The organism is Methylocystis suflitae, from assembly GCF_024448135.1.
In the GTDB taxonomy this organism is placed as follows: Bacteria; Pseudomonadota; Alphaproteobacteria; order Rhizobiales; family Beijerinckiaceae; genus Methylocystis; species Methylocystis suflitae.
In genome coordinates, this window is the sequence record NZ_JAMRYX010000137.1 from 21,597 (window position 1) to 34,286 (window position 12,690).

Sequence of the window (12,690 nt, forward strand, 5' to 3'; positions counted from 1 at the left end):
AACCCATCCGGCGCGATCGTCCGGCTGTAGTTGTTAGTCGTCCTCAAGCCTGTAACAGGAGAAATCGCGATCGGTGAAGCCGGTGCGCCAGTCTTTCAGATCGTAACGATAGCCCGGCGGATAGGGGAATCGACAGTCGCCGGCGTAGGAGGGCGCCCGGGCCCTTCCGTACCAGCCGGGCTGGCCCGGGGGGTATCCCGGGGACTGCGCCAGGGCCGAACCCGCCGGGCCCGCCGCGGCGCTGATTAGCGCCAAGCCGAGTGCGCCGGCGAAGAGCTGTCGCGTCCTGGCGAGCATTGCGCGCCTCCCGTCGAATCGTTAGACGCGAGAACAACCCGGCGTTGCACGGGATGTTCCGGCGCCACGGCGCGCGCCGCCATTTTTGCGGGCGTTGTGTTCCTTCGCGCCAAGCGCGCGGCAAGGGGCTCCGCCCGCTAGCCCTTTCGGCGTAACTCGTGTAGGCCATCCCCGGAATGAGCCAGGAAACCGAAGGCAAAAAGCGCGGCATGTTCTCTCGCCTGTTTGGCGGCGGCCAGAGCGCGTCCGCGCCTGAAGCGGCGCCCCAGGCGGCGCCGGAGCAAGAGGCGCCTGAGCGAGCGGCGCCGGAGGAAGAAAAGCGCTCCTGGTGGTCGCGCCTGTCCGGCGGCCTCTCGCGCACCTCGCAAGCGATCACCCAGGGCGTCGCCGACGTTTTCACCAAGCGTAAGCTCGACGCGCTGACGCTCGAGGAGCTTGAAGACGTGCTGCTGCGGGCCGATCTGGGCGTCGGCGCCGCGACGCGGATCACAGAGGCGGTCGGCAAGGCGCGCTACGAGCGCGACATCGAGCCCGAAGAAGTGCGCCAAATCCTGGCGCGCGAAGTCGAGCGCGTGCTGGCGCCGGTCGCCGAAGAACTCGTCGTCGACGACAGCAAGAAGCCCTTCATCATTCTCGTCGTCGGCGTCAACGGCTCGGGCAAGACGACGACCATCGCCAAGCTCGCCTCAAGATGGACCGGCGAGGGCAAGACGGTCGTGCTTGCGGCGGGCGACACCTTCCGCGCCGCGGCGGTTGAGCAGCTCAAGGTCTGGGGCGCGCGGCTCGGCGCCGAAGTCGTTTCGGGCGCGGAAGGCGCCGATGCGGCGGCGCTCGCCTTCGACGCGATCAAGCGCGCAAAAGACCAGGGCGCCGATATTTTACTCATGGACACGGCGGGGCGGTTGCAAAATCGCGCCGAGTTGATGGCCGAGCTTGAAAAAATCGTCCGCGTGATAAAAAAGGCGGAAGCCGAGGCGCCGCATGCGGTGCTGCTCGTTCTCGACGCCACCGTCGGACAGAACGCGCTGCAGCAGGTGGATGTTTTCGAGCGGATCGCCGGCGTCACCGGGCTGGTGATGACCAAGCTCGACGGCACGGCGCGAGGCGGCATTCTGGTCGCAATCGCCGAGACTTACGGCCTGCCGATTCATTTTATCGGCGTGGGCGAAAGCGCCGACGATCTGGAGCCGTTCGCGGCGCGCGACTTCGCGCGGGCGATTGCGGGGCTTGAAGAAACGTCAGAGGCGGAAAGCTAAAGAGAGATGACGCAGGAAACGGCCATCGCGGCAAAACGCAAGCTCAATCCCTGGCTGAAGCTCGCATTGGAACTGGGACCGCTGCTGCTGTTCTTCGTCGTCAACTCCAAATACGGCATTTTCGCCGCGACCGGCGTGCTAATGGCCGGCGTCGTCCTGACGCTTGCCGTCTCATGGGCGATCACCCGGCATTTGCCGGCGATGCCGGTGGTCACCGCCGTGCTGGTGCTGGTCTTCGGCTCGCTCACCTATTTTCTGCATGACGAAACCTTCATCAAGCTGAAGGTGACGATCCTTTACACGCTGTTCGGCGCCGGCCTCATCGGCGCCCTCTATTTCGGCAAATTGCTGCTGCCGATCGTCTTCGACATGGCGATCCACATTGACGACGCGGGCTGGCGCAAGCTCACCATACGCTGGGGCCTGTTCTTTTTCGCGCTTGCTGGGCTCAATGAAGTCCTGCGCCGTATTCTGACGACCGACGACTGGGTGAATTTCAAGGTTTTCGGCATATTGCCGCTGACGCTCATCTTCGCGCTGTCGCAGGCGCCGCTCATCATGCGCCACGAAATTCGTCCCGAGGACGAAGACTCCGAAGCGCATTTCTAATTTCGGCGCGCGCCGTTAAACTTAGTCGGCGCCCCTGCGCTTGCAGTTGCGCGAATCGCTGCGGCGCGTCCCTGCTCCAACATGAACGTCTCTTCATGATCGGCCGCATCCTGCGCCGATAATTTCAAGCGCATCCGCGCCGCCCATCGCGTGCGGGTTGCAATCGACGCGCGTTCGGGCGAATAGAGTCTTCAGGTTTACCGGGGCTGAGTCGAATCCTTGCCGAGTCTTATCCGCTTTCTGATCGTCGTCGGCGCCATCGTCGCGATCGTCTACGGCGCAATGGTTGCGATCGTCGCTTATGTGACGCCGCAACCGCGCCAGATGACCTATACGATCCCGGCGCAGCGGTTGAACAAGTGAAGGCTGTCATTCGTGACGCCTGTGCGGAGTGACGCTGCGGAGTTAAGCGCATGAAAGCCGGCGCAACACGCCAGCTCGACGCGTTTCTCGACATGCTGGCCGCGGAGCGCGGCGCGGCGCGCAATACGCAGGACGCCTATCGGCGCGATCTTTCCGATTACATCGCGCATCTGTCCGCGAACGGCCGCGATCCCGGCGTCGCGACGACGGACGACATCCGCGCCTATCTCGCCTCATTGGAGCCGCGCGGCATGTCGGCGGCGACGGTGGCGCGGCGGATTTCGGCGATTCGCCAGTTCCACAAGTTTCTCTATGTCGACCGTCATCGCGGCGACGACCCGGCCGCCGCGCTCGACGGACCGCGGCTGCGGCGCAGCGCGCCCGGCGTATTCTCCACGGCGGAAATCGATCGGCTGCTTGCGGTCGCGAGTGAAGGGCTTGATGACGACACGCGGCCGGTTCGCGAGCGGCTGCGGGCGGCGCGCCTCTATGCGCTGCTCGAGACGATTTACGCCACCGGCCTGCGCGTCTCCGAACTTGTGTCGCTGCCAAAAACCGCGGCGCATTCGCGCGATCCTTTCATCGCCATTCGCGGCAAGGGCGGGCGCGAGCGCCTGGCGCCGCTGACCGATCGCGCGCGCCGCGCGCTGCTTTCCTACCGCAAGCTGCTTGAGGAGATGGCGCCCGAACGCGCCGGCTCGAGCTTTCTCTTCCCCGCCGACAGCGACAGCGGTCATCTGACGCGCCAGGCCTTCGCGCGCGATCTCAAGGCGCTGGCGAGCGCCGCCGGCCTGCCAGCCGCCGAGATGCATCCGCATGCGCTGCGCCACGCCTTTGCGAGCCATCTGCTGCAGAACGGCGCCGATCTGCGGGTGGTGCAGGAACTGCTCGGCCACGCGGACATCTCGACGACGCAGATCTATACGCATGTGCTTGACGAGCGCATGCGGGCGATGGTGCGCGATCTGCATCCGCTGTCGGAGACGACGGACAAGTCGGGTTGAGCCGTCGCAGGCGCTTTTTCCATTGGATATTGAGGCGCGCTCAACGTAAGCTTTTCCGCGCATTTAAGCGACCGAGGAGCGTGGGATGGCGAAGAACGCGATGGACTTTCGGCCCGAGGAAGAGAATGTCGCCTATATCGGCGCCGGCGTGACGCTCAAGGGCGAAATCTCGGCCTCGGATCTCATCATCGTCGACGGCGCGATCGAGGGCGACGTCTCCGCGCGCGTCATCCAGGTCGGGCAGGGCGGCGTCATCCGCGGCAATGTCAGCGCCACGGAAGCCGACGTCAGCGGCTGGATTTCCGATCATATCGAGATCAAGCAACTGCTCGTCGTGCGCGCCAGCGGGCGCGTCGAGGGTAAGATCACCTATGGCGAGATCGAGCTGGAGAAGGGCGCCGTGATCGCCGGCGAATTGACCGCGATCGACGATTATCGCGCCGCGAAGCCGGCGCCGGCGGCCAAGCCCGCCGCTGAACGGCTGGAGATCGCGGGCGCGCCGCCGAAACCTTCTTCGATCGATCGCATTAATGAGGCGGTGCGCGGCGCCAAAGGCGCCAAGGGCGCGCTCTATCTCGCCGCCGAGGGTGAGGCGAAGCGCGTCGCGACGCGGACGCTGCTCGGCCGCAAGACGTCGGCGGGCGCGTGAGGCTGAGCCTTGCGCGACAGCTTGGCGCGACAGCTTGCCCGGCGGGCGGCGGCGGTCTATAGAACGCTCCTTCCCGCTCCCTTCGTCTAGCGGTCTAGGACGTCGCCCTCTCACGGCGAAAACAGGGGTTCGAGTCCCCTAGGGAGCGCCAACCGACACCGCTCAAGATTCATCTGCGAACATGTGGGCTGTCAACGCCCGCTGTCCGCCCGAAGCGAACCCCGCCATATTGCACTGACGGTCTCTTGCGAGTGAATCAGCCGAATCGGAAAATCCGACCAACGCGGCCGATCATGTGCTTGTCTGGAATAAGTCACACTCGAAACAACAACAATTTGCGAAACGTCAGAGCTACGATGGGCACAATCGAAATAAACAAAATCCGCAATATTCAACGATTACGCTTTGAGATCCCCGACCGAGGCGTTTGGCTCCTTACTGCAGGGAATGGCGGTGGCAAGACAACCCTTCTCGCGTGCATTCGCCGAATTGGCCACCCCATGGCTTTTCCTATCCACTTTCCGATGTCCCTACAGTCCGACAGGTTAGACAACCATTCCGATGGAACCGTGGATTATGAGATCAATGGTGCATCGGTGTCCTACGCATATAGAGGCGAACGATGGACGCCACGCCCCAGGAGTAATTCTGACCTTTTTCGAAAATTTGGTTACGCTTCTGTAATTTATATTGGGGCAACAGCAGATCGGATTACTCCGCGTCCAGAAGACTTCGAGCCTCAACGTGTCAGGGGTGCTGCCAATTTTATTGTAGAGGCAGCAAATTCTATCTTTGAGACGGATAAATTTTCGATGCTTCGTACAATTAACCTAGCGCGCGGTGTCGGCAATGATGCGTTTGTTTTGCTCGTAGGAGTCAACCCTAATATATACCATTCAGAAAAGAACTTCAGCTTGGGAGAGTTATGCGTATTAAAATTACTTCGTCTAATAAAAGAGGTGAGCAACAATAGTATGGTTATTATAGACGAGCTTGAGATGGCGCTTCATCCTCGAGCTCAAATAAAGCTCTTACGATTGCTAGAAGAACAGTCTAGAGCGAAGTCTCTTACTGTAATATTTTCTACACACTCGGTGACTCTACTAAAAACGATCGACAGGCGGCGCATTATTTATTTAGAAAAACAGGATGACGGAGAGGTAAAGCCAATCTACGGCTGTTTCCCTACTTACGCTATAGGTAACATAGCCTCAAACGAGGAAACCCTTCCTGATATAAGGATTTATGTAGAGGACCTTTTCGCACGAGACATGTCGACCGCTTTTTTTGAACAGTTCGCTACCGAACATATCCCGGATCAAGCGGCTCGCCCAACAGCGAAGATAGTGCCGGTTGGCGGATTTCGCGAGGTTGTCGCTTTCTTGGAACGGAACAGATCAGTGCTGCCCAGCCACTGCGTACAAAAGGCTGTTCTCGACGCCGATGTTTCCAACGAGACGCTTGCTCAATGGAGACAGACTAACAATCATGCACAACTAACTAAGTATGAGGCGCTGGCAAGACAAATTGATTTCCTGCCATTCACGCCAGAAGTTGGGTTAATGAATTACGTGGACGAAAACTTACAACTGTTCGAGCGGAACTTGCGGGCCATGTTTGCAGACAATCAGCTAAGAATCCGCGATATCGTTCAAAGTTATGACAAAACGCTTCAAGGAGCCTCGCTGCGGACTGCAGCAAAGCGTAGCGCACACGAACTCATAGAATACGTCGCTGTGCGTACGCAAAGATCAAATGAAATGGTCCAAGAACAGATTTGCCGAGCCTTTGCACAATCCGGCTGGCAGAATTATCGAGCGGATTTTATGGCGCTGTTTGGGAGCATGCTTAGTCACCGTAGCCGCACAGCTTAACTCACGAACCGATCGTCGCATCTTGAGTCATGGACCTCAGTCCACCGGCGGATAATAAGCCGTCCGGAACAGAACGCGCGTTGCGTCCCGAGACTCCCGTATGGCGGTTTCAGGCGGCAGCTCGCGCAGTTCGTCGGCTGAAAAATTCGCTGGCAGTCCGACGGCGACGGCAACGCCCGAACTGATCGCGTTCCGAATAAGCGGCAGCGGGTTCGGCGAGAAATCGCGCCAGCCGAAGCGCGCTTTCTTGAAATAGTCCGGTCCGCCCCAGGGCGGATCGATGTTCAGCGCATCGAATGAGAGCTTGGGATAGGCCTCCATGACGTCGTCATGGATAAATTCGATGTTTTGCGAGACGCCATAGATCTCTGCGTTCCGCTTCGCCATGGACAGCCTGGCGTGATCGATGTCGACGGCGATGACGCGCTTTCCGCATCTGGCGAATGCGATGGCCGAGCCGCCGATTCCGCAAAAGGCGTCCAATACGGCGTGACCATTCAGGAGTTTGCCGATCTCCAGCGCAAAGCGCTCCGGCTTGACGGAGAACAGCCCCACTTCATCGGTTTCGACGCCCTCATCCCATTTCGAAAACAGATCGTAGCGACGATCCCAGTATTTTTGGGCGCGTTCGCCGAAGGGATTATCGATGTTGGTCATCACGAGAGCATTGGAGAGCATTGGGCTGAGCTTTTCGCACTCGATCACATGGATCCATCTGAAACCGATCCCGTTGCCTGAGAAGCGGTTGCCCAATATTTTCCGTTAGAACCAGCGGTAAAGGGCCATGTTGTGACGTTCACTGAATTATTGTTTGCCCAATTTCCCCCAGCATTCAATAGCATAAAAGCCTGTCCACATAGGAGCTGGGGCAGGAGCTGACTTCATTGATGGCAGATCAGCAGCAACAGTCGAAACGCTGCTCAAAAGCCATTTCTGACTTGGCATTTCGTCCATCCTTGTGATTACTGATTAGAACTTTGCGACACTGGCGATGAAGCAAAGTTGAAGTGGTAGTTCACGCCAGCACGGACGATGTTTCCATCGATAGTATTCGTGCCTGCCCTTGCTTGTACAAGGCCTACTATAGTGCCAGGTACAATATCTGGTACGGGATATATTCCAGCTTGATGAACTCTTGTAAAGTAACCACCGTTGCTTGTGCTTAAGCCACCAAGATTATAGTAAAGATATTCAGCTTTCAGAGTCCAGTTAGGAGCAAGCATCCATTCTGCTCCGCCACCAGCTGTCCAGCCTACCAATACTTTTGAAGTAGAAATACTCCCTGGATCGAGTTCGTCGGTTTGATCTACTTTTTCCTGACTGGCATAATAGCTAATCTTTGCAGCGCCATAAGCTAGGCCGCCAGTTCCATAAAAAAGAAGGTTAGGAGTAACGATATATCCGACGCGCCCACGAACTGTTCCTAAATAAGATACGGATTTGGATGCCTGCATAGTAGTGTAAGTAGTTGTGGTTATATCTCCATAGGTGACTGACCTCACAGTTGAAGGCGTAGATGTGAAGTGAAACTGTCCAGGCCAATTATCAACTTCGAATCCTTGGAAATCGGTTTCAGCGCCGACAACAAAACTTTTATAAACTTCCAAATTATATCCAGCTTGCACGCCTCCAAGAAAACCACTGCTGCTGTTTGTCGCAAGTGAGGCTGTTAGGCCGATAGCAGCAGCATTTGTTCCTGGTAAATACTTATTACCGAATATGTTAGAACGATCGATAGTATATAGAGGAATACCATGGGAGTAGGCGCCAGTGTTATTCGCCCACGTCCCGCCAGCATTGATACCAGCATAGAAGCCCGCCCACATCGGCGCAGATGCAGCGACTGGCGCTGATTTAACTGAAGGCAGGTCGGCTGCAAAAGCTGATACGCTGCTTATTAGAAACAGAGCTGACGCTATTTTAATTGTCTTCATGGCTCTGCTCCTCTGAGTGTTCAACTGAGACGCAGATTAATCAGCAGGGTTGATATGCATCAATGCCGAATATTCGGTCATTCTACTTATTTGTTAAGTGTGACTTATTTGTCTCTGTTCAAAAGAAAAAGCCGCCAGACCTGGGAGGTGACGTGGATCCATCCCAGGCAAGGGAGGGAAGTCCTCAGCTAATCCCGCCAATGCCCCGGCTCAAGAAAAAGCGCCCGGCCAGTTGACCGAGCGCCAAGTCGAGGGGGAGAGGGGAGCTCCGTGCGGACTGAACCCGGCGGGCTAAGAATTGTTCCAAGCGGCATGGCATCGGAACACGCATCAACCGCGCTTTATTGTCGAAGCTTCAGGTTTTTCTCACGAAGTTTCAGTTGCACGCGGGGACGCGACGCGACGCGCTTTGATCGAGCCTCGCAGCTCACCTTGCCGCTCTCCCCGCGACCCGGCGCCGCCTTGACGAAACGGCTCCGCCTATGCCCTTTGAGCGCGATTTTCCGATCGCGCCGGCGCGTCATTGCGCCAGGGAGATATAGCCCATGAACATCCACGAATATCAGGCCAAGGCCGTTCTGCGCGACTTCGGCGCGCCCGTCGCTGACGGCGTCGCCGTGCTGCGGGCCGAAGACGCCCGCGCCGCCGCCGAAAAGCTTCCCGGCCCGGTCTATGTGGTGAAGGCGCAGATCCATGCGGGCGGGCGCGGCAAGGGCAAGTTCAAGGAAGCCAGCGCCGGCGACAAGGGCGGCGTGCGCATCGCCAAATCGATCGACGAGGCCGAGGCCTTCGCCAAAGAGATGCTGGGCGCGACGCTGGTGACGCTGCAGACCGGCGAGGCCGGCAAGCAGGTCAATCGCCTCTACATCGAAGACGGCGCCGACATCGACAAGGAATTCTATCTCTCGATGCTGATCGACCGCGCGACCTCGCGCATCGCCTATGTGGTCTCGACCGAAGGGGGCATGGACATCGAAAAGGTGGCGCATGACACGCCCGAGAAGATCGTGACCTTCTCGGTCGATCCGGCGACCGGGCTGATGCCGCATCACGGCCGCCAGGTCGCCGCGGCGCTCGGCCTCACCGGCGATCTCGCCAAGCAGGCGGGCGCACTGACTGAAAAGCTCTACGCCGCTTTTGTGGCCAAGGACATGGAGCTTCTCGAGATCAATCCGCTGATCGTCACCAAGGACGGCAAGCTGCGCTGCCTCGACGCCAAGGTCAGCTTCGAGAACAACGCGCTCTATCGCCACCCCGACATGGTCGAGCTGCGCGACAAGAGCGAAGAGGACGAGAAGGAGATCGAGGCGTCGAAATACGACCTCGCCTATATCTCGCTCCCCGGCAATATTGGCTGCATGGTCAATGGCGCCGGCCTCGCCATGGCGACGATGGACATCATCAAGCTCTACGGCGAATTTCCGGCGAACTTCCTCGACGTCGGCGGCGGGGCCACGACCGAGAAGGTGACGGCCGCGTTCAAGATCATCACCGCCGATCCGAATGTGAAGGGCATTCTGGTCAATATTTTCGGCGGGATCATGCGCTGCGACACCATCGCCGAAGGCGTGATCGCGGCCGTGAAGGAAGTGGGGCTCAAAGTGCCGCTCGTCGTGCGGCTCGAGGGCACCAATGTCGATCTTGGCAAGAAGATCATCAATGAGTCGGGCCTGAACGTCATTCCCGCCGACGATCTCGACGACGCGGCGCAAAAGATCGTCGCCGCGATCCGGGGGGCGTGAGCTTTCGCTTGGGCTTCTCCCTGCGAACTTGGGCTTCTCCCTGCGAAGGGGAGAAGCCCTGGCGCGATTTCTTCCGCCTTGCGTCATCGGCCCAAAAGAGCCATCTTTAGGCGCGACTTTGGACTTTTAGGCCGCCTGTTCTCGGTGAGGCGGCTTTCGCGCGCGATCGTCGCCTTTTAGGGAAGCGCCAGTGCCCAATTCAGCTCTTCTGTTTGCGTCTCCGGCCAGCCGCGTGAGACGCGCTCTGGCGCGTCTGTCGTGCATCTTGCTTGCAGGATCGGGCGCCTTCGGGCTCTCCTGCGACAGCAGCCTCGCGGCGCGGGAAAATATCGTCGTGGCGCGGCCTTTCGAGGTCGGCACCAGCCTGTCGGGCAATTATCTCGCCGCGATCGTCGCCGGCGCGCAGCGCGACACGCTCGCCGCCTCGACCTTCTTCCGCGAGGCTCTGCGCGACGATCCTAAAAACGCCGATCTCGCCGACCGCGCCTTCGTCGCGGCGCTCGCCAACGGCAATATGTCGGAGGCCCTGTCGCTGACCGGCCGCGTGATCGCGCATGACCGCACGAATGGGCTGGCGCATCTCGCCCGCGGCGTCGATCAGATCAAGAATCGCAAATTCGCCGCCGCGCGCGCCGAACTCGCAAAGGGCGGCGGCGACCGTCGCCGCGACATCACCTCGACGCTGCTCTCCGCATGGAGTTACGCCGGCGCCAAGGACACGCGTCACGCCCTCGCAACGCTCGATACGCTGACCGACGACGCCTTCGTGGTGTTTCGCGACTATCACGCGGGCCTGATCGCCGATCTCGGCGGCGACAAGGCGGAGGCTGAAAAGCGCTTCAAATCCGCCTACGCCGCCGAGAAGAACACGCTGCGGCTGGTCGACGCCTATGCGCGCTTTCTCGCGACGCGCGGGCGGCGCGACGAGGCGAAGCAGCTCTACCTCGCCTTCGACGAGGTCGCGCCCAATCATCCGATCGTCGTCGCCGGCCTTGCCGCGCTCGAGGAGGGCAAGCCGCTGCCGCCCTTCGTGCGCACCGCCGACGACGGCGCGGGTGAAGTGCTGTACGGGCTTGGCGCCGTCGGCGGTCGCCAGGGCGACGAACTCGCCTCGCTCATCTATCTGCGCCTCGCGCTGCATCTTGCGCCGGAGAACGCGCTCGCCATCGTCACGCTCGGCGACGTCTATGAGCGCATGAAGCAGGAAGAGGCCGCCATAGATCTTTATCAAAGCGTGCCGAAAGACAGTCCGCTGCGCGTCAACGCCGACGTGCAGGCGGCGCTTCTGCTGGAGACGCTCGGCAAAAGCAAAGAGGCGAGCGAAACGCTCTCGGCGATCGTCGCCGCCAACCCCAAGAATCAGGAGGCGTTGACGGCGCTCGGCAATCTTCAGCGCTCGCGCAAGGCTTTCGCCGACGCCGCCGTGACCTATACGCGCGTGCTCGATTTGCGGCCCAAGGCGGATAAGAGTCTGTGGCTGCTCTACTATTATCGCGGCATCGCCAATGAACGGCGCAAGGACTGGCCGGCGGCGGAAGCCGATCTCAAGAAGGCGCTGGATCTCAACCCCGATCAGCCGCTGGTGCTGAACTATCTCGGCTATTCCTGGGTCGACAAGGGCTCCAACCTCGACGAGGCCTTCAAGATGCTGCGGCGCGCCGTCGATCTGCGGCAGCGCGACGGCTATGTCGTCGACAGTCTCGGCTGGGCCTATTACCGGCTGGGCCGCTATGAGGACGCCGTGCGCGAATTGGAGAAGGCGATCGACCTGAAGCCGTCAGATCCGGTGATCAACGATCATCTGGGCGACGCCTATTGGCGGGTGGGCCGCAAGCTCGAAGCGCATTTCCAGTGGAACCATGCGCGCGACCTCAATCCCGAGCCCGACGAACTGCCGAAGATCCTCGACAAGATCAACCACGGCATGTCGGACGCGCCGACGCTCGCCCATGACAAGGCGGCGCAGAACGGCGGCTGACGTGAGCGCGTATCGATCGCATGGATCATGTGATCGATAAGAAATCGCGCAAAATCAAAATGTTGGAGCAGGTTCTCAGCGAAAAAGTCTGCTTTTTCGGAACCTGCTCTACCCCTTCTCGCCCGCCATCTCCAGAACGACGCGCCATTCTTCCTCGCTCACCGGCTGCACGGAGAGGCGCGAATTATTGACGAGCACCATGTCCTTGAGGCGCGGCTCGGCTTTGATCTCGGCCAGCGTCACCGGCTTTTTCAAAGCCTTCACGGCCTTCACGTCGACCATGCCGAATTTGCCGCTCTCGTCGGTGTGGTCGGGATAATAGGTCTTGATAATCTCGACGATGCCGACGACCGCCTTGTCCTCGTTCGAATGATAGAAGAAGCCTTTTTCGCCCTTCTTCATCGCCATCAGATTGAGTTTCGCCGAATGGTTTCGCACGCCGTTCCAGAACGTGCCCTTGGCGCCGGCCTTCACCTGCTGATCCCAGGACCAGCTCGACGGCTCGCTTTTGAGTAGCCAATGCGCCACTAGAGCTGCGCTCCCACCACGCGTTTCCAGGGTTTCAGCTCCACCGAGGCGAAGAGGCCGGCGGCGGCGTAAGGGTCTTCGCTGAGCAGAGCGCGGGCGGCCGCCTCGTTCTCGCAGTCGAGAATGAGCATGGAGCCGACGGGGGTCTCCCCGTCGAGAAAGGGGCCGCCGAGCTTCACACGCGCGGCGTGCGCGTCGAGGAAGGCGAGATGCGCGGCGCGGGTCGACATGCGCAGATCGACGTGATTGGGCTTATCCAGGCAAAGGGCGACGAAGAGCACAAGCGGCCTCGCGTAAGCGTGTTGAAACGCGCAACTTGTTCCAAAGCGCGCGCCGCCGGTCAACAGCGCCGCCGCCGAAATGACGATTTCATGTTCGAAGAGGCGAGGGCTTTGGGAAATGGAAGGCGCCTGAAGGGCTTCCTCATCCTGAGGAGCGTGCGCAGCACGCGTCTCG

Annotated in this window: 13 protein-coding genes and 1 tRNA gene; 9 read left to right on the forward strand and 5 right to left on the reverse strand. The window is 59.8% G+C overall.

The features are described from left to right. Window positions 1–33: 33 nt before the first annotated feature. Window positions 34–297 carry a hypothetical protein gene (locus tag NEI07_RS10585; RefSeq protein ID WP_256034451.1) on the reverse strand — a complete coding sequence of 88 codons (264 nt, stop codon included), beginning with the start codon at window positions 295–297 and terminating at the stop codon, window positions 34–36. A gap of 176 nt (window positions 298–473) precedes the next feature. Between NEI07_RS10585 and ftsY the strand changes: the two genes are divergently transcribed. The 7 genes from ftsY (at window position 474) to NEI07_RS10620 (ending at window position 6,052) form a co-directional block, all read left to right on the forward strand. Continuing rightward, window positions 474–1,553, forward strand: a complete 1,080-nt coding sequence (gene ftsY, locus NEI07_RS10590) for a signal recognition particle-docking protein FtsY (protein ID WP_256034452.1) — start codon at window positions 474–476, stop codon at window positions 1,551–1,553. Window positions 1,554–1,559: 6 nt separating this feature from the next. Continuing rightward, window positions 1,560–2,162, forward strand: coding sequence for a septation protein A (locus NEI07_RS10595; RefSeq protein ID WP_256034453.1), 603 nt, complete (start codon window positions 1,560–1,562; stop codon window positions 2,160–2,162). A gap of 219 nt (window positions 2,163–2,381) precedes the next feature. Then, window positions 2,382–2,525 carry an oxidoreductase gene (locus NEI07_RS10600; protein WP_256034454.1) on the forward strand — a complete coding sequence of 48 codons (144 nt, stop codon included), beginning with the start codon at window positions 2,382–2,384 and terminating at the stop codon, window positions 2,523–2,525. Between the two features lie 50 nt (window positions 2,526–2,575). After that, the gene (locus NEI07_RS10605; protein ID WP_256034455.1) at window positions 2,576–3,529 is read left to right on the forward strand and encodes a tyrosine recombinase; all 954 of its coding nucleotides are present in this window, start codon (window positions 2,576–2,578) and stop codon (window positions 3,527–3,529) included. Between the two features lie 85 nt (window positions 3,530–3,614). Next, window positions 3,615–4,178, forward strand: coding sequence for a bactofilin family protein (locus NEI07_RS10610; RefSeq protein WP_256034457.1), 564 nt, complete (start codon window positions 3,615–3,617; stop codon window positions 4,176–4,178). Between the two features lie 75 nt (window positions 4,179–4,253). Continuing rightward, window positions 4,254–4,329 (forward strand) — tRNA-Glu (locus NEI07_RS10615). A gap of 205 nt (window positions 4,330–4,534) precedes the next feature. Continuing rightward, entirely contained in the window at window positions 4,535–6,052 is a 1,518-nt protein-coding gene (locus NEI07_RS10620) for an AAA family ATPase (protein WP_256034458.1), read from the forward strand. A gap of 36 nt (window positions 6,053–6,088) precedes the next feature. Here NEI07_RS10620 and NEI07_RS10625 read toward each other — a convergent pair whose 3' ends face one another. After that, window positions 6,089–6,730 (reverse strand): trimethylguanosine synthase, encoded by a 642-nt coding sequence (locus tag NEI07_RS10625; RefSeq protein WP_256034459.1) that lies wholly within the window; start codon window positions 6,728–6,730, stop codon window positions 6,089–6,091. Window positions 6,731–7,014: 284 nt separating this feature from the next. After that, window positions 7,015–7,986 carry an outer membrane protein gene (locus tag NEI07_RS10630; protein ID WP_256034460.1) on the reverse strand — a complete coding sequence of 324 codons (972 nt, stop codon included), beginning with the start codon at window positions 7,984–7,986 and terminating at the stop codon, window positions 7,015–7,017. 545 nt (window positions 7,987–8,531) lie between these two features. Between NEI07_RS10630 and sucC the strand changes: the two genes are divergently transcribed. Together sucC and NEI07_RS10640 are read left to right on the forward strand one after the other, a co-directional pair. Next, window positions 8,532–9,728 (forward strand): ADP-forming succinate--CoA ligase subunit beta, encoded by a 1,197-nt coding sequence (sucC, locus tag NEI07_RS10635; protein ID WP_256034461.1) that lies wholly within the window; start codon window positions 8,532–8,534, stop codon window positions 9,726–9,728. A gap of 232 nt (window positions 9,729–9,960) precedes the next feature. Beyond that, complete coding sequence (locus NEI07_RS10640; protein WP_256034462.1) at window positions 9,961–11,706, forward strand: tetratricopeptide repeat protein; 1,746 nt, start codon at window positions 9,961–9,963, stop codon at window positions 11,704–11,706. Window positions 11,707–11,814: 108 nt separating this feature from the next. Here the strand turns inward: NEI07_RS10640 and NEI07_RS10645 are convergent, their stop codons facing one another. Both NEI07_RS10645 and NEI07_RS19745 read right to left on the reverse strand, forming a co-directional pair. Then, the gene (locus NEI07_RS10645) at window positions 11,815–12,234 is read right to left on the reverse strand and encodes an EVE domain-containing protein (RefSeq protein WP_256034463.1); all 420 of its coding nucleotides are present in this window, start codon (window positions 12,232–12,234) and stop codon (window positions 11,815–11,817) included. After that, window positions 12,234–12,690 (reverse strand): YciI family protein (locus NEI07_RS19745; RefSeq protein ID WP_407659885.1); only part of this gene is annotated, 457 nt, incomplete at its 5' end. The genes NEI07_RS10645 and NEI07_RS19745, both read right to left, overlap by 1 nt.